We start from the raw sequence: 21,559 nt of genomic DNA on the forward strand, positions 1-21,559 counted from the left end.
CATGACCTCGTTGATCAAGGGGAACGCGTCAGCAGGGCACACCGGCGACGCGAACCTCTTGATCAACGAGGTCGTCGGCGTGCCGGGGGGAATCGGCGAGCCGGCGCGGCAGGCGCGGGCAGCGGCCTACGACGACTTCCTGCGCGGGTTGCTGCCCGCGCGGGAGGGGGTCGCGTTGATCGCCGTGGGTGGGCTGGGCCGGCGGCAGTGCGCCCCGTTCGGCGACCTCGACCTGGTTCTGCTGCACGCCGGTGTGCCCGGCACGGACGAGTTGGCCGCCTCGGTCTGGTACCCGATCTGGGACGCCGGCCTGCGGCTGGACCACTCGGTGCGTACCGTCTCCGAAGCTCTCTCGGTGGCCCAGGACGACGTCAAGGTCGCCCTCGGGCTGCTCGACGCCCGGCTGGTGGCCGGCGACCCGACGCTGGCCGACGCGCTGATCCGCACCGCCGCCGACCACTGGCGGCGCACCGCCGTCCGCCAACTGGCGGGCCTGCGGGAGGTCACCGCCGCCCGCTGGCAGGCCCACGGCGAGTTGGCCTTCCTCCTTGAGGGTGACCTCAAGGAGGCCGCCGGGGGTCTGCGCGACGTGGGGCTGCTGCGGGCCATCTCGGCCGCCGGCATCACCGACGCGCTGCGCCCGGCCGTACGCGCCGCCCACCTGCGCCTGCTGGACACCCGGGACGCCCTGCACCAGCAGGTCGGCCGCCGGGTCGACCGGCTGGTCGCCCAGGAACGCGACGGCGTTGCCGCACTTCTCGCACTCGACGACGGCGACGCCCTCCTGCGGCGCGTCGCCGGGGACGCCCGCACGGTCAGTCACGCCCTGGACGACGCGTTCCGTGCCGCCGACCGGCTGCGCTCCGGCCGGTCCCGAAGCGGGAACGGTCGGCCCGTCCGCCGCCCGGTGGCCCGCGACGTGGTCGAGCACGACGGCGAGTTGGTGCTGGCCCGCACGGCGATCGGCGCACGCCCCGACCCGAGCCTGTCACTGCGGGTGGCCGCCGCGGCGGCCGCGACCCGGCTGCCGATCGCCCGGGCGACCTGCGAGTGGCTGGCCGCGTACTGCCCGCCGTTGCCCGCGCCGTGGCCGGCCGAGGCCCGGGCCGCGCTGACCACCCTGCTCGGCGCCGGCCCCGGCCTGGTGCCGGCCTGGGAGACCTGCGACCGGTACGGGTTGGTCGACGGCTGGCTGCCCGAGTGGACCCGCTTGCGCAGCCTGCCCCAGCACAACCCGGTGCACCGCTACACCCTCGACCGGCACCTCGTGCAGACCGCCCACGAGGCCAGCCGCCACGCCCGCGAGGTGGAGCGCCCCGACCTGCTGCTGCTGGGCGCCCTGCTGCACGACATCGGCAAGGGCCTACCCGGCGATCACAGCACCGTCGGCGTGCCGCTCGCCGAGGCGGTGGCGACCAGGATCGGTCTGCCCGCCCCGGAGGTCGAGCTGATCGGCAGGATGGTCCGGCTGCATCTGCTGCTGCCCGACGTGGCCACCCGCCGGGACCTCGCCGACCCGGTCACCATCGCGTCGGTGGTCGCGGCGGTGGGCGACACCGGCACACTCGACCTGCTGCACGCGCTGGTCCGCGCGGACGCGGCGGCCACCGGCCCGGCCGCCTGGTCGGACTGGAAGGGCAGGCTGGTCGCCGAACTGGTCGCCCGGGTCCGCACCGCACTGGACACCGGTGTGCTGCCCGAACCGCCCGCCCCGGACCCGGCGCTGCTGGCCGGGCCGCTGCCGGTCGTACACCTGACCGGTGACCGCGTGGCGGTGGCCGCGGCCGACCGGCGTGGCCTGCTCGCCACGGTGGCCGGTTGCCTGGCCCTGCACCGGCTGGAAGTGATCTCCGCGGACGCCTCCGTGGTCGACGGCCGGGCCCTTGTCGAGTGCCGGGTGCAACCCCGGTACGGACTGCCGGCCGATCCGGTCCCGCTGCGCGCCGACCTTCGCCGAGCGGTCGCCGGCGACGTGTCGGTCACCCAGCGGCTGCGCAGCCGTGCGCTCACCGCCCGGGGCGGCGGCGCGGCGCCCCGGGTCGTCTGGCACCGCGAGGCGGCCACCGACGCCGTGCTGCTCGAACTCCGCGCGGCCGACGCCGCCGGGCTGCTCTACCGGGTCACCTGCGCGCTCGACGAGGCGGGCGCCCTGGTCCGCGCCGCCCGCATCTCCACCCTCGGCGCCGACGTCGTGGACGCCTTCTACCTGGTCGGCGGCTGGCCGGACGACGCCACTCGCGCCCGCCTGGAGGCCGCGGTCCTGGCCGCCGTCTAGCTCCCGCACGCCCGTTGGGCAACTGGGAGCCCGGTAGTGGGCCAGGTCGTCATCCTCGCGTACCCGTTGGGTCTGATCTCTGGGTTGCGGCCCGAAACGCGGGCCGGGCCGGGCGACAGCGGCCCTGCGGTGGGCCGGTTACCCTAGCGGTGGCCGGACTCCGCAGTGCCGGCCGGGTTGTGCCCGCCGAAACACTGACAAACGGGATGTTCGCGTGTTTGACACCTTGAGTGACCGCCTGTCCGGGATCTTCACCAAGCTCCGCGGCAAGGGGCGGCTCACCGACGCCGACATCGACGCCACCGCCCGCGAGATCCGCCTCGCGCTGCTGGAGGCGGACGTCGCGCTGCCGGTGGTCAAGGGTTTCATCGCGGCCGTCAAGGAGCGTGCCCGCAGCTCCGAGGTCTCCCAGGCGCTGAACCCGGCCCAGCAGATCATCAAGATCGTCAACGAAGAGCTGATCAACGTGCTCGGCGGCGAGGGGCGACGGCTCCAGTTCGCCAAGCAGCCACCGACGGTGATCATGCTGGCCGGCCTCCAGGGTTCCGGTAAGACCACCCTGGCCGGCAAGCTGGCCCGCTGGCTCAAGAGCCAGGGGCACCAGCCGCTGCTCGTCGCCGCCGACCTCCAGCGTCCCAACGCCGTCGGGCAGCTCCAGGTGCTCGGTGGCCGGGCCGGCGTCGAGGTGTACGCCCCGGAGCCCGGCAACGGCACCGGTGACCCCGTGCAGGTGGCCCGCGCCTCGATCGAGCACGCGAAGCGGGCGGCCCGCGACATCGTCATCGTCGACACCGCCGGCCGACTCGGCATCGACGCCGAGATGATGCAGCAGGCCGCCGACATCCGTGACGCGGTCCAGCCGGACGAGGTCATCTTCGTCATCGACGCGATGGTCGGTCAGGATGCCGTCCGCACCGCCGAGGCCTTCCGCGACGGCGTCGGCATCACCGGCGTGGTGCTGTCCAAGCTCGACGGTGACGCCCGTGGTGGTGCCGCGCTGTCCGTGCGCGAGGTCACCGGGCAGCCGATCCTCTTCGCCTCCACCGGCGAGAAGTTGGAGGACTTCGACGTCTTCCACCCCGACCGGATGGCCAGCCGGATCCTTGGCATGGGCGACGTCCTCACTCTGATCGAGCAGGCCGAGCAGGCCTTCGACTCCGATCAGAAGGAGAAGATGACCGCCAAGCTGATGGGCGGTGAGCAGTTCACCCTGGACGACTTCCTCGACCAGCTCATCGCGGTGCGGCGGATGGGGCCGATCGCCAACGTGCTGGCCATGATGCCGGGCATGGGGCAGATGAAGGACCAGCTCGCCGAGCTGGACGACAGCCACTTCGACCGGGTCACCGCGATCATCCGGTCGATGACCCCGGGCGAGCGGACCAACCCGAAGATCATCAACGGCTCCCGCCGGGCGCGCATCGCCAACGGCTCCGGGGTCACCGTGATGGACGTCAACCAGCTGCTCAACCGCTTCGCCGACGCGCAGAAGATGATGAAGCAGATGGGCGGCATGATGGGCCTGCCCGGCGGCGGCCGGCGCAAGGCGACCAAGTCGCCGAAGAACAAGCGCAAGGGCACGAAGGGCGGCGGTCGTCCGCGCACCGGGGCCGGCGCCGGGATGCCGGGCGGCTTCCCGGGTGGCATGCCGCAGCTCCCGCCGGGGATGGACCCGAACGATCTCGCTGGTGGCCAGGGCCTGCCGCCCGGTTTCAAGCTGCCGAAGATCGACTTCAACAAGCTCGGCAAGGGTGGCGACAAGGGCCCACGCTGACGCGTGTCGGTGACGGCGCGACGTTGCTGGTCTCCGTGGATCTGCCGGCCCTGACCTTGCGCAAGAACGACCTGCTCGCCCCCGACGGCGAGTGATCGGGTAGGACTGTGCACATGGCTCTCCATGTGCGCGGTGTCCTGCTCCCCGACGACGAGGTTCGCGATCTCTGGCTGGTCGACGACCGGGTGACCTTCACCCCGGTGCCGGGGGCAGAGACGGTCGTCGACGGCGGCTTCGTCCTGCCGGGCCTGGTCGACGCGCACTGTCACCTCGGCATCGCCCGTGGCGGCACCCCGATCACCTCCCTCGACCAGGCCCGCACACTGGCCCGTACCGACCGGGACGCCGGCGTGCTGGCGATCCGCGACGCCGGTTCGCCGTACCCGTACGCCGAGTTGGACGACGAGCCGGACCTGCCGCGACTGGCCCGCGCGGGCCGGCACGTCGCGCCCCCCAAGCGCTACCTGCGCGACATCGGCGTGGAGGTCGGCGCGGCCGAGGTGGCCGCGACGGTGGCCGCGCAGGCGCGGGCCGGCAACGGCTGGGTCAAGCTGGTCGGCGACTGGATCGACCGTGGCGTGGGTGACCTGGCGCCGGCCTGGGACGCCGACGCCCTCACCGCCGCCGTGCGGGCCGCGCACGACGCCGGGGTACGCGCCGCGGTGCACACCTTCTCCGAGTCCGCTGTGGAGATCATGGTGCGGGCCGGGGTGGACTCGGTCGAGCACGGCACCGGGCTGAGCCTCGACCTGATCGACGAGATGGCCCGCCAGGGCACCGCCCTGGTCCCGACGATGATCAACATTGCCACCTTCGGGGGCATCGCCGAACAGGCGCAGGCCAAGTTCCCCCGGTACGCCGAGCACATGCTCGCGTTGCGCGACCGCTTTCCCGAGGTGGTGCGGGCGGCACACGAGGCGGGCGTGCCGATCTACGTGGGCACCGACGCCGGCGGCGGCATCGACCACGGGCTCGCCGCAGAGGAGATGCTGCTGCTGCACGAGCAGGCCGGAATGTCGGCGACCGATGTGCTCGCCGCCGCCTCCTGGGGCGCCCGGGAGTGGCTCGGCTTCCCCGGCCTGGTCGAGGGCGGCCTCGCCGACCTGACCGTCTACCCCGAGGACCCCCGCCGCGACCTGCGCGTCGTCCGGGCACCGTCCCGCACGATCCTGCGCGGACGCGTCATCCGCTGACGCCACGCGGACGCGCGCCCACCACCGCAAGATCGTGCTCGATCCTGGATGTAGTGGCTTCGCTGTTGTTGGGATGCCACTACATCCACGAAGAAGCGCGATCTTGGGGCGCGCGGACGCGGGCGGGGCGTCGGTCAGCGGGTCGGGCGGATCGCGGCGCTGAAGAGGCGTACGGCCAGGTCGGTCAGGGCCGAGGCGGTCTGGTCGATCGGGGAGCGGGGAAGCACGATGTGGCTCACCACGAGCCGGACGATCGTGTCGGCGGCGAAGGTCAGCGCCGCCCGGTCCGCGCCGGGCAGTTGGACGTCGGCCCACTCGATCAGCGCGCCGGACGCCTCGCTGAGCACCACCTCGGCCCGGGTGGTCAGGTAGGGCAGCAGCTCGTCCGAGCCGCCCCGGGCACTGGTCAGGATCGCCTTGACCAGCGGGTTGTCCGCCGCCGTGGCGAGGGTGTGCGCGATCGCCGCGTACGCGCCGGCCTGGACGTCGGAGCCGTGCGCCACCAGCGCGGCCCGCACATCGCCGACGAACCGGTCCACCTCACGCCGGGCGAGCGCCTCGGCCAGCCCGGCCTTGCTGCCGAACTCGTTGTAGACGGTCTGCCGGCTCACCCCGGCCGCGGTGGCCACGCCGCCCATCCGTACCGCGTCCCAGCCGGAGGCGATGGTCCGCGAGCGGGCCGCGTCCACGATCGTGTCCCGCAGTCGCTGCCGCGGCGGGTGCGTCGATTCAGTCATGGTGATCGAAGTCTACGATCGCGCCCTCCCATCAGCCCAGGGCCGCCGTCGCGGCGGTGGCGGGCGGGCGCGCGGCGCTGATCGGCGCGGCGGAGTGCCTCCCGGGCGCGGTGGTGCCCCGCACGGCGCATAGGATCTGTGGTCATGGCACGCGTGCTCACTCCCCGTGCGGAGGACTTCCCCCGCTGGTACCAGGACCTGATCGCCAAGGCGAAGCTGGCCGACAACGGCCCGGTTCGGGGCACCATGGTCATCCGACCGGCCGGCTACGCCATCTGGGAGCGTATGCAGGCCGAGATGGACGCCCGGATCAAGGCGGCCGGCGCGGAGAACGCGTACTTCCCGCTCTTCATCCCCGAGAGCTACCTCAAGCGTGAGGCCGAGCACGTCGAGGGCTTCTCGCCGGAGCTGGCCGTGGTCACCCACGGTGGCGGCAAGCAGCTCGCCGAGCCGGTGGTGGTGCGCCCCACCAGCGAGACGGTGATCGGCGAGTTCATGGCCAAGTGGATCGACTCGTACCGGGACCTGCCGCTGCTGCTCAACCAGTGGGCGAACGTGGTCCGGTGGGAGCTGCGCCCGCGGATCTTCCTGCGTACCAGCGAGTTCCTGTGGCAGGAGGGGCACACCGCGCACGCCACCCGCGAGGACGCTCGGGCGTACGCGCGGCGGATCCTGCACGAGGCGTACGAGGACCTGATGGTCAACGTGCTCGCCATCCCGGTGGTGGTGGGTCTGAAGACCACCCGGGAGCGGTTTGCCGGCGCGACGGCGACGTACACCTGCGAAGGCATGATGGGCGACGGCAAGGCGCTTCAGTTGGGCACCAGCCACGAGCTGGGCCAGAACTTCGCCAAGGCGTTCGACATCAGCTACTCCGCCAAGGAGGGTGGCCGCGAGCACGTCTGGACGACCTCGTGGGGCACGTCGACGCGGATGCTCGGCGGCCTGATCATGGCCCACGGCGACGACAACGGTCTGCGGGTGCCTCCGAGGCTGGCCCCGATCCAGGCGTACGTCATGATCGTCAAGGATGGCGAGGGTGTCGGCGAGGCGGCGGCCAAGCTGCGCGACGCCCTGCGCGACGCCGGTGTCCGGGTCGCGCTCGACGACCGGACCGACACCGCGTTCGGCCGCCGGGCCGTCGACGCCGAGCTGCGGGGCTATCCGGTACGCGTCGAGGTCGGCCCTCGTGACCTGGCGGTGGGCAACGCGACGGTGGTGCGCCGTACCGACGGGTCGAAGTCGCCGACGCCGGTGGCCGATGTGGTCGGCGCGGTGCTGGCCGCGCTGGAGGCCGACCAGCAGGTGCTGCACGACCAGGCGCTGGCCAACCGCGAGTCGCGCACCGTCGAGGTGGCCACTCTGGCCGAGGCGATCGAGGCCGCCGCGAACGGCTGGGCCCGGGTGCCGTGGTCGGCGGTCGGTGTGGCCGGCGAGGCCGAGGCCAACGGGCAGGGCGTCACGGTGCGCTGTCTGGTGCGCGCCGACGGCTCGGTACCGGACTCGGAGGACGAGCCCGACCTGGTCGCGATCCTCGCCCGCGCCTACTGAGGTGCGCCCGGGCGGCCCAGCCGACCGGTTCGCGCCGGGCCGGCTGATCATGCATCGCAACGTGCGGCACGGCCGGATCGGATGGGTCCGGCCGGGCCGGGTGGTCAGCGACGACGAGCGGGGCCTGCTGGTCTGGATCGCCCGGGACTCCCCGGTGGCCCACGAGGTCACCGAGGCGGGGCTCAACATGCGGGCGGTGCCGTTCGCCCAGTGGATCTCGTCGACGTACCGGTTGGCGCACGGCCGCTGGAACGGCCCGCCGCTGCTGAAGTTCCTGCCCACCGGGGCGGCGCACTCCGTCTGGTGGTTCCGGGACACCCACGGCCGGTTCGTCAACTGGTACGTCAACCTGGAGGAGCCCGGCGTGCGCTGGGACGACGGCTCGGTGGCCGGCGTCGACGTGGTGGACCAGGACCTCGACGTGGTGGTGCGCCCGGACCTCAGCTGGGAGTGGAAGGACGAGGACGAGTTCGTCGAGCGGCTCGCCTTCGGCGACGACTACTGGGTACGCGACGAGAAGGCGGTCCGCGCCGAGGGGGAACGGGTGATCGCGCTCGCCGAGGCTGGCGCGTTCCCGTTCGACGGCACCTGGTGCGACTTCGAACCCCCGCCAGACTGGGGCGTACCGGACGAACTTCCGCCGGGGTGGGATCGCCCGCCGGTGCGCTGAGTGGTGTTCCTGGTCACCGGTCGGGCGACCCGGGGCGGTGTGTCCGGGTCCGGTGTGAGAGATCGGCGACGGATCTGGCAGAATAGGTCGCTGGTATCCGGCGCGCGTCCGGCGCCCTCTAACCCGGGCACGTCGCTAGTCCACCGAGTAGTCTCCGGCCCAACCCCACGGGTCCGGTCGGCGCTCACCCATGCACACCGCCCGTACGGGCTGGTGAGATCGCAACAGGAGCGAAACAACTGTGGCCGTAAAGATCCGGCTCCTGCGGATGGGCAAGATCCGCAACCCGCAGTACCGCATCGTCGTCGCCGACTCGCGCACCAAGCGTGACGGTCGGGCGATCGAGTTCGTCGGGGTTTACCAGCCCAAGGAAGACCCTTCGATCATCGAGGTCAAGTCGGAGCGGGTCCAGTACTGGCTGTCCGTCGGCGCCCAGCCGAGCGAGGCGGTGCAGCGGCTGCTGGAGCTGACCGGTGACTGGCAGAAGTACAAGGGTCTGCCGGCCCCGCCGCCGCTCCTGGTCGCCCCCGAGAAGGCCGACCGCAAGGCGGCGTACGAGGCTGAGGCCAAGGCCGCCGCCGGGCTGGCCCCGGAGACCCCGGCCAAGCCGGCCAAGAAGGCCGCCAAGGCTGCTGAGGCCCCGAAGGCCGAGGCTCCGGCTGCTGCCGAGGCTCCGGCAACCGAGGCTCCGGCAACCGAGGCTCCGGCGACCGAGGCTCCGGCCGAGGCCCCGGCTGCCACTGCCGACGCCGGTGAGCAGGCCTGACATGCCTCTGCGTCCGGCGTTGGAGCACCTGGTCAAGGGCATCGTCGAGCACCCGGACGACGTCCGGGTGCGGATGGTCGATTCCCGTCGGGGCAAGCGGCTCGAAGTCCGCGTCCACCCCGAGGACCTCGGCACGGTGATCGGGCGGTCCGGCCGGACCGCCAAGGCGCTGCGCCAGGTGATCGGCTCCATCGGCGGGCGCGGGGTACGCGTCGACATCGTCGACTCGTACTGATGCAGCTCGTCGTCGGAAGGATCGGCAAGCCGCACGGCGTCCGCGGTGAGGTCACCGTGGAAGTGCGGACCGACGAGCCCGAAGCACGGTTCGCCCCCGGCACAGTTATGAACACTGAGCCGGGGGCGACACCCCCGACCGAGTCGGCGGACGGGCTCGGGGTGCCGTTCCGGGTTCCCGCCAAGTTGACCATCGAGGCCGCGCGCTTCCACCAGGGTCGGATGCTTGTCGCGTTCGACGGCGTCCTGGACCGCGACGGCGCCGAGGCGCTGCGTGGCACCCTGCTCGTGGTGGACAGCGCCGACGTGGCCCCGCCGGAGGATCCGGAGGAGTTCCACGACCACCAGCTCGTCGGGCTGGCGGCGGTCACTCCGGCCGGTGAACGGCTGGGCGAGGTGGTCCGCATCGACCACGCGCCGTCCTCCGACCTTCTGGTGCTGCGGCGCCCCGACGGGCGTACCGCGCTGATCCCGTTCGTCCTGGCGATCGTGCCGGAGGTCGACCTGACCGGTGGACGCGTCATCGTCGACCCGCCAGCCGGCCTGCTCGACCTCTAGAGGCCACCCCGCATGCGCGTCGACGTCGTGTCGATCTTCCCCGAGTATTTCGCCCCGCTGGACCTGTCCCTGATCGGGCGGGCCCGCGCCAACGGCGTACTCCAGCTCGCCGTGCACGACCTGCGGACCTGGACCCACGACGTGCACCGCACGGTGGACGACACCCCCTACGGCGGCGGGCCGGGAATGGTGATGCGTCCCGAGCCGTGGGGTGAGGCGCTGGACACCCTCGCGCCGGCCGAGGCCCCGCAGCCCCGGCTGCTGGTGCCGTCGCCGGCCGGTGTCCCGTTCACCCAGGCCATGGCGTACGAGTTGGCCGCCGAGTCGCACCTGCTCTTCGCCTGCGGCCGGTACGAGGGGATCGACCAGCGGGTGTTGGCGCACGCCGCGACCCGCATGCCGGTCACCGAGGTCTCGCTCGGCGACTACGTGCTCTTCGGTGGCGAGGTCGCGGTCCTGGTGATGCTGGAGGCGGTCACCCGGCTGCTGCCCGGGGTGCTGGGCAACGCCGGCTCGCTGGATGAGGAGTCGCACGCCCACGGGCTGCTGGAAGCGCCGATCTACACCAAGCCGCCGAGCTGGCGGGGGCACGACGTGCCCGAGGTCCTCCGCTCCGGTGACCACGGCAAGATCGCGCGCTGGCGGCGCGAGGAGGGGCTGCTGCGGACCGCCGCCCAGCGCCCGGACCTGCTCGCCGCGCTGCCCGCCGATCGTCTCGACAAACGGGACATCGCGGCCCTGGACCGGGCCGGATTTCAGCCCCCGCCAGGAGATGTGGCAAAGTAGGGGGGTTGCCGTAGCCGTCCGCGCCCGCGGGTGGCTACGAGGATCACCGACCGGGGTCGGCCCGCCGACCACCATCCGGGGATCAGAATCACCCACCCGCGCACCGAGTGACGGTGCGCCGTGAGCCTTACGAGGACGCAGCGATGAACATCCTGGACGCCCTTGACGCCCAGTCGAAGCGGACCGACCTTCCCGACTTCCGGGCCGGTGACACCGTCAAGGTGCACGCCCGCGTCGTCGAGGGCAACCGGTCCCGTGTCCAGATCTTCCAGGGCGTCGTGATCCGCCGCCAGGGTGACGGTCTGCGCGAGACCTTCTCGGTCCGCAAGATCAGCTTCGGTGTCGGCGTGGAGCGGACCTACCCGATCAACGGCCCGGGCATCGACCGGATCGAGATCGTGACCCGCGGTGCCGTGCGTCGCGCCAAGCTCTACTACCTGCGCGAGCTGCGCGGCAAGAAGGCCAAGATCAAGGAGAAGCGGGAGAAGCAGCCCAGCTGACTTCCCGCTCACCACGCCGCCTGAACTGCGCGTATGCCGTACCGACCGGACAGCACTACCCTGGTCATACGGGCGCAGTCAGGCGGCGGCCCCGCCCACGTGGCGGGCAGCCGTCCACAACCGCCCGTGGAGCCTCGACGAGGCTCCCGGGCGGTGGTGTTTCTGCGGACCGGGGAGTGGCGTGGTGCAGACGCTTGACGAGGACGGCGCCGTCGATCCGTGGCGTCGGCGAGCCCGCCGCAGCCGCCGGCAGATGCCCCTCTGGCAGGAGCTTCCGCTGCTGCTGGTCGTCGCGTTCTGCCTCGCGGTGCTGATCCGTACCTTCCTGCTCCAGGCGTTCTTCATCCCGTCCGGCTCGATGGAGGACACCCTCCTGATCGGCGACCGGGTGTTGGTCAACAAGGTCGTCTACGACACGCGTGACCCGGTGCGCGGCGAGGTGGTCGTGTTCCGGGGCACCGACCGCTGGGCGCCGCAGGTCGACGAGCAGCCGGCGCCGGGCGTCGTCGGAAAGATCAGCCGGACGGTCGGCGACCTGGTCGGGGTGAGCCGCCCCGGCGAGAAGGACTTCATCAAGCGCGTCATCGGCCTGCCCGGCGACCGGGTCGCGTGCTGCGACAGCCAGGGCCGGGTCACCGTCAACGGCACCCCGCTGAACGAGCCGTACGTGCTGCGGGACTCCCCACTGGATCTGCCACCCAACCCGGGGGAGTGCCGCTCGCGGCGCTTCGACGAGGTGGTCGTACCACCCGGCCAGATCTTCGTGCTGGGTGACCACCGGCTGGTCTCCCAGGACGCGCGCTGCCAGGGCCCGGTGCCGATCGACAACGTCGTCGGCCGTGCCTTCATGGTGGTCTGGCCGTCCTCCCGTTGGAGTGCGCTGTCGGTGCCGTCGACCTTCGACGACGTGTCCGTGCCCTCCGCCGCCTCCACCGGGGCGCCTCCGGTCCGGCCTACGCCGCAGGGCGGTGTGCTGCTGATCCTCCCGCTGGCGGCCGCGCTGGGGCGATCCCGCGCGTTCCGGACGATGACGTCCAGTCGGGCAACGTAGGCTTCCTGGCGTGATTGACGAGCAGACCGACAAGCCCCGCAGCTCCTTCTGGAAGGAGCTGCCGATCCTGCTGGGTGTGGCGATCCTGGTCGCGGTGCTGGTCCGCGCCTTCGTGCTGCAGACCTTCTTCATCCCCTCCCCGTCCATGGAGAACACTCTCAAGATCGATGACCGGGTGCTGGTCAACAAGCTGGTCTACGACTTCCGGTCACCGCACCGCGGCGAGGTTGTCGTGTTCAAGGCCCCCACCGCGTGGAGCGGCAACCCCGACGGTGAGGACTTCATCAAGCGGGTGATCGGCGTCGGCGGCGACCACGTGGTCTGCTGCGACCCGCAGGAACGGCTGATCATCAACGGCAAGGCGCTCGACGAGCCGTACATTTTCTCGATCGACGGGGTCCGCGACAAGCCGGCCGACCAGGAGTTCGACATCACCGTGCCGGAGGGGCGGCTGTGGGTGATGGGCGACCACCGCTCGGCCTCGGGCGACTCGCTGGAGCACTGGCAGCAGTCCGGGCAGGACATCACCGAGGCCACCATCCCCGAGGACGACGTGGTCGGGCGGGCGTTCACCGTGTTCTGGCCGGTCAACCGGGCCACCTGGTTGACGGTGCCGGACCAGTACGACGGCATCCCCAAGCCGTAGACCGCACCGGGCGTGGGCGATCGGCCGCCCGTCTGGCAGGCTGAGGCGGTGACCGTCTACACCCCTCGACGCGCGGCCCGCGTGCTGCTCGTCGACGCGGCCGGCCGGGTGCTGCTCTTTCACGGCTTCGACCCGGCCCGCCCCGGGCACCGCTACTGGTTCACCCCGGGCGGCGGGTTGGCCCCACAGGAGTCCCCGGCGGCCGGCGCGGCCCGGGAGTTGGCCGAGGAGACCGGGTTGCGGCTCGCCCCGGCAGACCTGGGCGAGCCGGTCTGGTCCGACACGACCGAGTTCCCGTTCGACGGCACCTGGTACCGCCAGCAGCAGGACTTCTTCCTGCACCGGGTGCCGTCCTGGCAGGTGGACACCGCGGGCTTCGACGACATCGAGCAGCGCAGCATCTCCGATCACCGCTGGTGGCTTCCCGACGAACTCGCGGCCAGCGGCGAGCGCTTCTACCCCTCCGAGCTGCCCGCGTTGCTGACCCGGGTCCTGCCCTCCACCTCCGGGGCGGAGACGCCGTGCTGACCCCGCCGCGTACCGTCGTGCGCCGCGAGGCCGGCCTCTACGCCCTGGAGCGGGCGCTGCAACGGCGCGGCTTCCGGCAGGTGGCCGGCGCCGACGAGGCCGGGCGGGGGGCCTGCGCCGGCCCGCTGGTGGCCGCCGCGGCGGTGCTGCCCGAGGGGCGACGCGGCGAGATCGACGGACTGGCCGATTCCAAGCTGCTCACCCCGGCCAGCCGGGAGCGGGTGTACGCCGAGGTCGTGGACCGAGCCCTGGCGTACGCCGTGGTGATCATTCCGGCCGAGGAGGTCGACGCCCGAGGGCTGCACGTGTGCAACCTGGCGGCGATGCGCCGGGCGCTGGCCTTGCTCACGACCCGCCCCGACTACGTGCTGACCGACGGCTTCGGCGTGGACGGTCTGGGCGTGCCGGGGCTGGCCGTGTGGAAGGGCGACCGGGTGGCGGCGTGTGTGGCGGCGGCCAGCGTGCTCGCCAAGGTCACCCGGGACCGGATCATGGTGGAGATGGACGAGGTGTTCCCGGCGTACGGCTTCGCCGAGCACAAGGGCTACATCACCCCGGAGCACAGCGCGGCGCTGCGGGAGCACGGACCATGCCGTGAGCACCGGTTCTCGTACGTCAATGTCGCCGCCGTCTCCGGCCGCGACGGCCGGCCGCCGCGCGCCCGGCGGCCCGTCGGCCCGGCCTCGGACGAGCCGATGGGGCGCTCCTGGGCGTCAGGGGGTACCGTCGGCGTGGCGTTGGGCGAGCAGCCTCGGCCTCCGGCGCCGGTGGGGGAAGATGTGGCCATGGAAGGCGGAGTGCGATGAGCGCGGAAGATCTCGAAAAGTACGAGACCGAGATGGAGCTGCAGCTCTACCGGGAGTACCGCGACATTGTCCGCCAATTCTCCTACGTGGTGGAGACGGAACGCCGGTTCTACCTGGCCAACCAGGTCGACCTGCACGTGCGTAACTCCGACGGCGAGGTCTACTTCGAGGTCGAGATGCACGACGCCTGGGTGTGGGACATGTACCGTCCTGCCCGCTTCGTGAAGAACGTCCGAGTGATGACTTTCAAGGACGTCAACGTCGAAGAGCTGGAGAAGCCCGACATCTCGCTGCCGGCCGACTCCGGCTTCGGGGGCTGACCCGCCCGGGGTTCCGGCCGCGCCACAGGCCCCCACCCGTGGCGCAGCCGTAGCCGGTCACTCGGCCGGCACCACGACCTCGACGCGCTGCACCAGGTTGTTGGCGAAACCGCCACGGTTCCACGGCTGCTCGACCGGCTGGGTACGCCCCGACGCGTCGGTCGCCCGCGCGCTGAGCACGTACCGGCCGGGCGTCGCCGTCCACTCGTGCCGCCACCGCCGCCAGGCGAAGTCCCCGCCCGCCGCCGGGTCCAGCTCGGCCGGCACCCAGCTCGCCCCGCCGTCGACGGTCACCTCCACCGACACCACCGGCGCGTGCCCCGACCAGGCCCGACCGTCCACGGTGCACAGTCCCGGCCGCACCACCCGACGGCGCGACATGAAGTCGGGGAAACCGGGCGGGCGGACCAGCGCGCGAGGCTCGATCCGGGTGACCGGCACGCCCGGGTCGTCGGCGTCGCGGCGGACCCGGTAGGCCACCGCGTTCTGGTAGCCCTCGAACGGCTCGGTCCGGACCTCGATCGAGCGGAGCCACTTCACGTGCGCCATGCCGTACCAACCCGGCACGATCAGCCGTAGCGGCGCGCCGTGCTGCGGCAGCAGGGGAGAGCCGTTCATCTCGTACGCCAGCAGCACCTCCTCGCGCAGCGCGTCGGCGACCGGCAGCGCCCGCTGGAAGTCCTGCTCCACCCCGCGCTCGACCCCGTGATCGGCGCCGGTGAAGACCACGTCGACCGCATCCGGCCCGAGGCCCGCCTCGCGCAGCAGGGGCGCCAGCGGCGTCCCGGTCCACTCGGCGTTGCCGACCGCCTCGACCAGCCAGGGCTGGCTCACCGGCCGGGGATGCAGCAGGGCCCGACCGTTGCCGGCGCACTCCATGGCGACCTGGTGGGTGACCCGGGGCCGCTCGCGCAGCTCCGCCAGGCTGACGGTCAGCGGCCGGTCGACCGCGCCACCGACGGTCAACGCGTGTGTCGCCGGGTCCACGTCCGGGATGTCGTAGTGGATCAGCAGGTAGTGCAACCCGGCCGGCGTGACGTCGTAACGCAGCGCCTCCAGCGGGATGCCGTGGTTGCGCGTGGCGAGCTGCAACTCCTCGGCGCTGATCGCCTCATCCGGCTCGGCGAGCCGGGACGGCCCGCTCACGTCGGCCACCGCCGGCGTCCGGTCATCGACAGTGGTCATGCGGCCTCCCCGGTCCGTACGGCGACGCCCCGCCGTACCCGGCCCAGCCTAGGCCCTTCGGGACGCTCGCCCGGTTGGGGCTGGTGTAGCAGATCATTCGTCGCTTCGGGTGGTCGTCCACAGGACCGTCGGTTGTCCACAGCTTCGTCTCGCGGGGTGGCGGACGAACCCGGCCCGGCCCGAGGCTGCCGCCATGCGACTGCCACCGCCTACCCGCGCGATCCACCACACCGTGCTGCTCTGCGCCGCGTTTCCGCTCGCCCTGGCCGTCCAGCTCAGCGGCTTGGCGGTGCTGCTCGCGGCGGTGCCCGGCAGCCCGCCGACACTGACCGTCCCGGTCGCGGTGCTGGCGTCCGCCGACGCCGGGCCGGGGCGGTCGATGCCGGCCGTTCCGGTCGGGGTGCTGGCGTCCGCCGACGCTGGGCCGGGGCGGTCGATGCCGGCCGTTCCGGTCGGGGTGCTGGCGTCCGCCGACCCCGGGTCGGGGCGGTTCCGGTGGCCGGTCGACGGGCCGCCCCACCCGGTCCGTCCCTTCGACCCGCCACCCCGACCCTGGCTGGCCGGGCACCGGGGCGTCGACCTCGCGGCCCTGCCCGGCGCGGTGATCCGCAGTGCCGGGGCGGGCACCGTGCTCTTCGCCGGCGTGGTGGCCGGCCGACCGGTGGTCACCGTGGGCCACGCCGGCGGGCTGCGGACCACCCACGAGCCGGTCCAACCGGCGGTACGCCCCGGCCAGCCGGTCACCGCTGGCACGCCGCTGGGCGAGTTGCTGCCCGGCCATCCGGGCTGCCCGGCCGACGCCTGCCTGCACTGGGGGCTGCGGCGAGGCGACGAGTACCTCGACCCCCTGGCACTGCTCGGCCTGGGTCCGGTGCGCCTGCTCCCGGTCGACGGGTGAGCGGGGTCAGCGCTGGGCGAGCAGGGCCGGCAGCCGCACGGCCAACCGCTCGTACTCGTCGGCGGTGTTGTAGACCTGACCGGTCAGCCGCAGCCAACCCCGTCCGCTCCAGTTCATCACCGCCACCTCGGTGGCGAGGCGTTCGCCGATCCGCGTCTGTAGCGCCCGCGCCGCGTCGATGGTGGTGGCCGTGCCGGCCGGCAGCGGAATGAGACGCAGGGCCACCCCCGGCCCGCCCGGGTCGGGCAGTTGGGCGGGGGGCACCCCGAGCGCGTCCCCCACCACCCGCTGCCCGTACGCGGCGAGCGCGGCATTGTGCTCACGGACCCGGTCGACGCCGAGGCTTCGCAGTGTGAACAACCCCGCCGGGGCGGCCAGCCAGGCCGTGTAGTCGAGGGTGGCCTGCCACTCCACGCGGGCCGGGAAGCCGGCCTCCTGCTCCCAGGAGACCACCAGCGGTTCGATCCGGTCCCGCCACTGCGGCGCCACCGCCAGCACGGCGGTGCCCCTCGGGGCGTACCCCCACTTGTGCAGGTTGCCCGCCCAGAAGTCGGCGCCGACGCTCGCCACCGGGGTCGACAGCATGCCCGGCGCGTGCGCGGCGTCCACCAGGACCGGCACGCCGTGTTCCCGGGCCACCCCGACGATGGCGGCGGTCGGGAAGAGCTTGGCGGTGGCCGAGGTGAGCTGGTCGACGACGAGCAGCCGGGTCCGCCCCGGCCGCAGACCGGCGCGGATGGTCTGCACGATTTGCTCGTCGGTGGCGGCCAGCGGGATCGGCAGGACCCGGCTGACCGCTCCGGTCCGCCGGCACTCCCGCTGGATGGCCAGGCTCACCGCGCCGTACCCGTGATCGGTGCTCAGCACCTCGTCGCCGGCTTGCAGGCCGAGCGACTGGAGCACCACGGCGACTCCGGTGGTGGTGTTGCCGACCAGGGCGCTGCCGTCCGGGTCGGCACCCAGGAACCCGGCGAGGTGCCGGCGGGTGTGCGCGATCCGGTCGACGAGACCCTGCGTGAAGAAGCGCAGCGGGTTGGACTCCATCTCGTCGCGCAGCCGCTGCTGGACCCGCTGTACGCCGATCGGCACCGCGCCGAACGAGCCGTGGTTGAGGTGACTGACCGCCGCGTCGAGGGAGAAGAGCAGGCGGGCGCCCGGGATCGGCTCGGGAGGCTGCGGGACGCTCACCCGATGATCGTAACCGCCGAGGTCCCTCGCCCTCCGCTCCTTGATCAGGCGCGGGGATGTGCCTGCCGGTACGCGGCCCGCAGCCGCTCCACCGAGACGTGCGTGTAGATCTGGGTGCTGGCCAGCGACGAGTGACCGAGCAACTCCTGCACGGCCCGGAGGTCCGCCCCGCCCTCCAACAGGTGGGTGGCGGCGGAGTGACGCAGCCCGTGCGGGCTGGTCCGGGGGAGGCCGGCGGCTTCGGCGTACGCGCCGACGATCTGCCGCGCGGTGGTGGGGTTGAGCCGCCCACCCCGGGCGCCGAGCAGCAGCGCGTCGCCCGAGTGGTCGCCGACCAGTGCCGGGCGACCCCGGCGCAGCCAGTCGTCCAGGGCCCGCTGCGCGGGAACCCCGTACGGCACCGAGCGCTCCCGCCCGCCCTTGCCGAACACCCGGATCACCCGACGTCCGTGGTCGACATCCCCGACATCCAGGCCGCAGGCCTCGCTGATCCGCACGCCGGTGGCGTAGAGCAGTTCCAGCAGCACCCGGTCGCGCAGCGGCACCGCCTCGGCCGCCGTTGTCGCGGCGGGGTCGGGTGGCATCCGTCGGGCCGGTGCCTCGACCAGGGCCGCGGCCTGGTCGGCGCGCAGGACGGCGGGTAGCTCCCGGTGCGCGCGAGGGCTGGCCAACCCGGCGCCGACGTCGGAGTTCAGCAACCCGGCCCGGTGCGCCCAGGAGCTGAACGCCCGCGCCGACGCCGCCCGACGGGCCAGCGAGGTGCGGGCGGCGCCGGTGGTGCGCTGGCGGGCCAACCAGCTGCGCAACACCGACAGGTCCAGCTCGGCCAGGTCGACGCACCCCATCCGTACGGCGTGGTCGAGCAGTGAGACCAGGTCGGTGACGTACGCGCGGACGGTGTGCGTCGATCGGTTGCGGACCCGGGACAGGTGGTCGGCGAAGTCGTCGACCGCGTCGCGCAGCGCCGGCGGCAGCTCCTGGTGGGTTACCCGGGTGCCCCGGGCGGACCGGCTCATCGCCGCCACGCCAACGGCGTCGCAGAGCGGGCCGGTTGGTCGTCTCGTGCACCGGGGTTGGCAGCTGGCACGCCATCAGCCTACGGGCGAGGGTCTCCTGCCGCCGGTGTCGCAACGGCGTCCGCTCACTCTGCTCCGGATGCTTCTGCCGTGTTCGCCGCAGCTTGACGCCCGGGCTGGGCGGACGGTACGAGGGCATAGCCGCCGTCGCGACGGACCACCATGGACAACTCCTCCAACAGGGACAGTTTGCGCAGCGCGGTCCGCAGGTCGACACCGGCGCGTGCGGCGAGCGCGTCCACATCCCGTACGCCCCGGCGGGGCAGCGCCTCCAGTAGCGCTCGGGCGTCGTCGTCGAGGGTGTCGGCGGGTCGCTGCGGGCCTCGGGCGAGCGGGGCGAGATCCGCGCCGATCCGGCCCACCTCCTCGAGTACGTGTGCCACACCGGTGACCAGCCGTGCCTTCGACTGCTCGCGGAGCAACTCGTGCGCGCCGACGGACATCGCCGAGGTCACCGGCCCGGGGACCACCATCGCGACCCGGCCGGTGTAGATGGCCCGTCGGGCGGTCTGCGTCGCGCCGCTGCGCGCCGACGCCTCCACCACCACGGTGCCGACGGTGCCCCCGGCGATGACCCGATTGCGGATCAGGAACCGGGGCCGTAGCGGCTCGGCGCCGGGCGGCCACTCGCTGACCAGCAGCCCGGTGTCGGCGATCCGGTCGAAGAGCGCGGTGTTGCCGACCGGGTACGGCCGATCCAATCCGCAGGCCAGCACCGCGACGGTCAGCCCGCCGGCGTTGAGAGCGCCCCGGTGGGCGGCCGCGTCGATGCCGAACGCGCCGCCGGAGACGACCGTCCAGTCCCGCTCCGCCAGCCCGTACCCCAGTTCGGTGGCGACGTGCTGGCCGTAACCGGTGGCGGCGCGTGCTCCGACCACGGCCACCGAGCGGTCCAGGGCCTCGCCCAACGGCCAGCTTCCGCGTACCCAGAAGGAGAGTGGTGGGGCGGTCTCGGCATCCACCCGGCGGCTGGCCTCCGGCAGGCGCAGGTTGGCCAGGTCGGCCACCCTGGCCGGCCACTCCTCGTCGTCCGGGGTGACCAGCCGGGCGCCGAGGCGGTCCGCCCGGTCCAGGGCCTCGGCCGCCACCGCCCGCGCGTCGCCTGCCGCCGACCGGGCCGCCACCGTGCTGTGCAACCAGCCGTCGGGGCTGCCGCCGTCGAGCAGCAGATCCAGGGTCGCCACCGGGCCGAGCCGTTCGACCAGCTGGTACACCACGCGGGTGCCCGGTTCGGCCAACCAGGTCAGTGCGACCCGGGCCAGCCTGCCCTCATCGTCGGCGCTCACGCCGCCTCCCCCGTCCGTAGTTGGATCGCCTCCCGCACGTCATCGCGGTCCGGCCGGTCCCTGCCATCCAGATCGGCGATGGTCCAGGCCATCCGGATCACCCGATCGAAGCCGCGCGCCGACAGCGAGCCGGAGTCGAGTCGGCCACGCAGTTCGGCGGTGACCCGGGCGGGTAGCCGCCACGGCGGTCGGCGCAGATGCGGACCGTCCACCTCGGCGTTGAGGCGCCGCCCGATATCTGCCCAGCGTTTGGCCGCCGCCTGCCGGGCCGCCGCCACCCGGGCGGCGACCGTCGCCGAGGACTCGGCGTCACTCTCGGACGCCATCAGCTGCGCGGCCCGCAGCGGCATGAGCCGGACCTGCACGTCGATGCGGTCGAGCAGCGGCCCGGACAGCCGGCCCAGGTAGCGGCGGCGGACCAGCGGGCTGCACTCGCAGTGCGCGTCGCCGGCCGGCTGGGCACACGGGCACGGGTTGGCGGCCAGCACCAACTGCGTCCGGGCCGGGTAGACCGTGCCGCCCCCGCTGCGGCTCAGTTGGATGCGGCCCTGCTCCAAGGGCTGACGCAACGCCTCCAGCGCGCCCTTGCTGAACTCGGGAGCCTCATCCAGAAAGAGCACGCCCCGGTGTGCCAGTGACACCGCGCCGGGTCGGGCCAGCCCCGAGCCGCCACCGACCAGCGCCGGGATGGTCGCGGTGTGGTGCGGTGCCTGGAACGGCGGGCGGCGCAGCAGCCGGCCGCCCGGTGGCAGCAGCCCGGCGACCGAGTGCAGCGCCGTGACCTCCAGCGCCGCGTCGTCGTCCAACTCGGGCAGGATCGACGGCAGCCGTTCGGCGAGCATGGTCTTGCCGGCGCCCGGAGGGCCGAGCAGTGCCACGTGGTGCCCGCCCGCGGCGGCGACCTCCAACGCGCGCCGGCCCATCTGCTGCCCGGCGACGTCGGCGAGGTCCGGCCCGTCGACCGCCGGTGCCGGGGTGGCCGCTGGCGGTTCGATCAGCGGACTGCCGTCGCGAACGAAGGCGACCAGCCGGTGCAGGGTGTCCACCGCCCGCACCCGTACGCCGGGGATGACCGAAGCCTCGGCGGCGTTGCCGGCCGGCACGATCACCCGCCCGACACCGGCCTGGGCTGCGGCGGCGACCATCGGCAGGACCCCGCGCACCGGCCGGACCGTCCCGTCCAGCCCCAACTCCCCGAGGACCACCACCCCCTCGAGGGGCAGCAGTGGCAGCTCACCCGAGCCGCCCAGCAGAGCGGCGGCGATGGCCAGGTCGAACGCCGAGCCGAACTTCGGCAGCGTGGCCGGCAGTAGGTTCAGCGTGATCCGCCGGTTCGGCCAGCGCTGGCCGGAGTTGACCACAGCGGCGCGAACCCGGTCGCGGGCTTCGTGCAGGGCGGTGTCCGGCAGCCCGGAGATCACCACAGCCGGCAGGCCGGCGGCCAGGTCGACCTCGACCTCGACGAGGTGGCCGGTGACCCCGACCAGCCCCACGCAGAGCACCTTCGCGTAGCTCACGGCACGTCACCGCC

The 21,559-nt window shown here is 73.1% G+C and carries 22 protein-coding genes; 16 read left to right on the plus strand and 6 right to left on the minus strand.

The window, feature by feature from the left end:
- Position 1 precedes the first annotated feature (1 nt).
- The 3 genes from ABZ808_RS26540 (at position 2) to ABZ808_RS26550 (ending at position 5,242) form a co-directional block, all read left to right on the plus strand.
- Positions 2-2,275, plus strand: coding sequence for a [protein-PII] uridylyltransferase (locus ABZ808_RS26540; RefSeq protein WP_357011523.1), 2,274 nt, complete (start codon positions 2-4; stop codon positions 2,273-2,275).
- 214 nt (positions 2,276-2,489) lie between these two features.
- Positions 2,490-4,049: a signal recognition particle protein gene (gene ffh / locus ABZ808_RS26545; RefSeq protein WP_357011525.1), complete on the plus strand. Its 1,560-nt coding sequence runs from the start codon at positions 2,490-2,492 to the stop codon at positions 4,047-4,049.
- Between the two features lie 113 nt (positions 4,050-4,162).
- Positions 4,163-5,242 (plus strand): amidohydrolase family protein, encoded by a 1,080-nt coding sequence (locus ABZ808_RS26550; RefSeq protein WP_357011527.1) that lies wholly within the window; start codon positions 4,163-4,165, stop codon positions 5,240-5,242.
- A gap of 134 nt (positions 5,243-5,376) precedes the next feature.
- On the opposite strand, the gene ABZ808_RS26555 is transcribed toward ABZ808_RS26550, so the two are convergent.
- Entirely contained in the window at positions 5,377-5,979 is a 603-nt protein-coding gene (locus ABZ808_RS26555) for a TetR family transcriptional regulator (protein WP_357011529.1), read from the minus strand.
- Positions 5,980-6,123: 144 nt separating this feature from the next.
- Here ABZ808_RS26555 and proS point away from each other — a divergent pair, with 144 nt between their 5' ends.
- The 12 genes from proS (at position 6,124) to ABZ808_RS26615 (ending at position 14,395) form a co-directional block, all read left to right on the plus strand.
- Positions 6,124-7,530 (plus strand): proline--tRNA ligase, encoded by a 1,407-nt coding sequence (proS, locus tag ABZ808_RS26560; protein WP_357011531.1) that lies wholly within the window; start codon positions 6,124-6,126, stop codon positions 7,528-7,530.
- Positions 7,531-7,579: 49 nt separating this feature from the next.
- On the plus strand, positions 7,580-8,200 hold the full coding sequence (locus ABZ808_RS26565) for a DUF402 domain-containing protein (protein WP_357011533.1): 621 nt from the start codon (positions 7,580-7,582) through the stop codon (positions 8,198-8,200).
- 241 nt (positions 8,201-8,441) lie between these two features.
- Complete coding sequence (gene rpsP, locus ABZ808_RS26570) at positions 8,442-8,966, plus strand: 30S ribosomal protein S16 (protein ID WP_357011535.1); 525 nt, start codon at positions 8,442-8,444, stop codon at positions 8,964-8,966.
- Entirely contained in the window at positions 8,941-9,201 is a 261-nt protein-coding gene (locus ABZ808_RS26575; protein WP_200212006.1) for an RNA-binding protein, read from the plus strand. The genes rpsP and ABZ808_RS26575 overlap by 26 nt, the downstream gene beginning before the upstream one ends.
- The gene (gene rimM, locus ABZ808_RS26580; RefSeq protein WP_357011537.1) at positions 9,201-9,758 is read left to right on the plus strand and encodes a ribosome maturation factor RimM; all 558 of its coding nucleotides are present in this window, start codon (positions 9,201-9,203) and stop codon (positions 9,756-9,758) included. The genes ABZ808_RS26575 and rimM overlap by 1 nt, the downstream gene beginning before the upstream one ends.
- A 12-nt stretch (positions 9,759-9,770) precedes the next feature.
- On the plus strand, positions 9,771-10,544 hold the full coding sequence (trmD, locus tag ABZ808_RS26585) for a tRNA (guanosine(37)-N1)-methyltransferase TrmD (RefSeq protein ID WP_357011539.1): 774 nt from the start codon (positions 9,771-9,773) through the stop codon (positions 10,542-10,544).
- Positions 10,545-10,687: 143 nt separating this feature from the next.
- Entirely contained in the window at positions 10,688-11,044 is a 357-nt protein-coding gene (gene rplS / locus ABZ808_RS26590; RefSeq protein WP_238648843.1) for a 50S ribosomal protein L19, read from the plus strand.
- Positions 11,045-11,225: 181 nt separating this feature from the next.
- Positions 11,226-12,095, plus strand: a complete 870-nt coding sequence (lepB, locus tag ABZ808_RS26595) for a signal peptidase I (RefSeq protein ID WP_357011541.1) — start codon at positions 11,226-11,228, stop codon at positions 12,093-12,095.
- 10 nt (positions 12,096-12,105) lie between these two features.
- Positions 12,106-12,741 (plus strand): signal peptidase I, encoded by a 636-nt coding sequence (gene lepB / locus ABZ808_RS26600; protein WP_357011543.1) that lies wholly within the window; start codon positions 12,106-12,108, stop codon positions 12,739-12,741.
- Positions 12,742-12,789: 48 nt separating this feature from the next.
- A complete protein-coding gene (locus ABZ808_RS26605; protein WP_357011545.1) occupies positions 12,790-13,269 on the plus strand; it encodes an NUDIX domain-containing protein in 480 nt (159 codons plus the stop codon).
- On the plus strand, positions 13,263-14,075 hold the full coding sequence (locus ABZ808_RS26610) for a ribonuclease HII (RefSeq protein WP_357011547.1): 813 nt from the start codon (positions 13,263-13,265) through the stop codon (positions 14,073-14,075). The genes ABZ808_RS26605 and ABZ808_RS26610 overlap by 7 nt, the downstream gene beginning before the upstream one ends.
- On the plus strand, positions 14,072-14,395 hold the full coding sequence (locus ABZ808_RS26615; RefSeq protein ID WP_007075222.1) for a DUF2469 domain-containing protein: 324 nt from the start codon (positions 14,072-14,074) through the stop codon (positions 14,393-14,395). Before ABZ808_RS26610 ends, ABZ808_RS26615 begins: the two co-directional genes overlap by 4 nt.
- A 57-nt stretch (positions 14,396-14,452) precedes the next feature.
- Here the strand turns inward: ABZ808_RS26615 and ABZ808_RS26620 are convergent, their stop codons facing one another.
- Positions 14,453-15,580, minus strand: a complete 1,128-nt coding sequence (locus ABZ808_RS26620; protein ID WP_357011549.1) for a sulfite oxidase — start codon at positions 15,578-15,580, stop codon at positions 14,453-14,455.
- 379 nt (positions 15,581-15,959) lie between these two features.
- Between ABZ808_RS26620 and ABZ808_RS26625 the strand changes: the two genes are divergently transcribed.
- On the plus strand, positions 15,960-16,478 hold the full coding sequence (locus ABZ808_RS26625) for a M23 family metallopeptidase (RefSeq protein WP_357011619.1): 519 nt from the start codon (positions 15,960-15,962) through the stop codon (positions 16,476-16,478).
- A gap of 6 nt (positions 16,479-16,484) precedes the next feature.
- Here the strand turns inward: ABZ808_RS26625 and ABZ808_RS26630 are convergent, their stop codons facing one another.
- The 4 genes from ABZ808_RS26630 to ABZ808_RS26645 form a co-directional block, all read right to left on the minus strand.
- Positions 16,485-17,666: an aminotransferase class V-fold PLP-dependent enzyme gene (locus ABZ808_RS26630; RefSeq protein ID WP_357011551.1), complete on the minus strand. Its 1,182-nt coding sequence runs from the start codon at positions 17,664-17,666 to the stop codon at positions 16,485-16,487.
- A 44-nt stretch (positions 17,667-17,710) separates the two neighbouring features.
- Positions 17,711-18,682, minus strand: coding sequence for a tyrosine recombinase XerC (locus ABZ808_RS26635; protein ID WP_357011553.1), 972 nt, complete (start codon positions 18,680-18,682; stop codon positions 17,711-17,713).
- Between the two features lie 125 nt (positions 18,683-18,807).
- On the minus strand, positions 18,808-20,028 hold the full coding sequence (gene dprA / locus ABZ808_RS26640) for a DNA-processing protein DprA (RefSeq protein ID WP_357011555.1): 1,221 nt from the start codon (positions 20,026-20,028) through the stop codon (positions 18,808-18,810).
- The gene (locus ABZ808_RS26645; RefSeq protein ID WP_357011557.1) at positions 20,025-21,545 is read right to left on the minus strand and encodes a YifB family Mg chelatase-like AAA ATPase; all 1,521 of its coding nucleotides are present in this window, start codon (positions 21,543-21,545) and stop codon (positions 20,025-20,027) included. The genes dprA and ABZ808_RS26645 overlap by 4 nt, the downstream gene beginning before the upstream one ends.
- Positions 21,546-21,559: the final 14 nt, after the last annotated feature.

Origin of the sequence: Micromonospora sp. NPDC047527 (assembly GCF_040643015.1) — a bacterium.
GTDB lineage: Bacteria > Actinomycetota > Actinomycetes > Mycobacteriales > Micromonosporaceae > Micromonospora.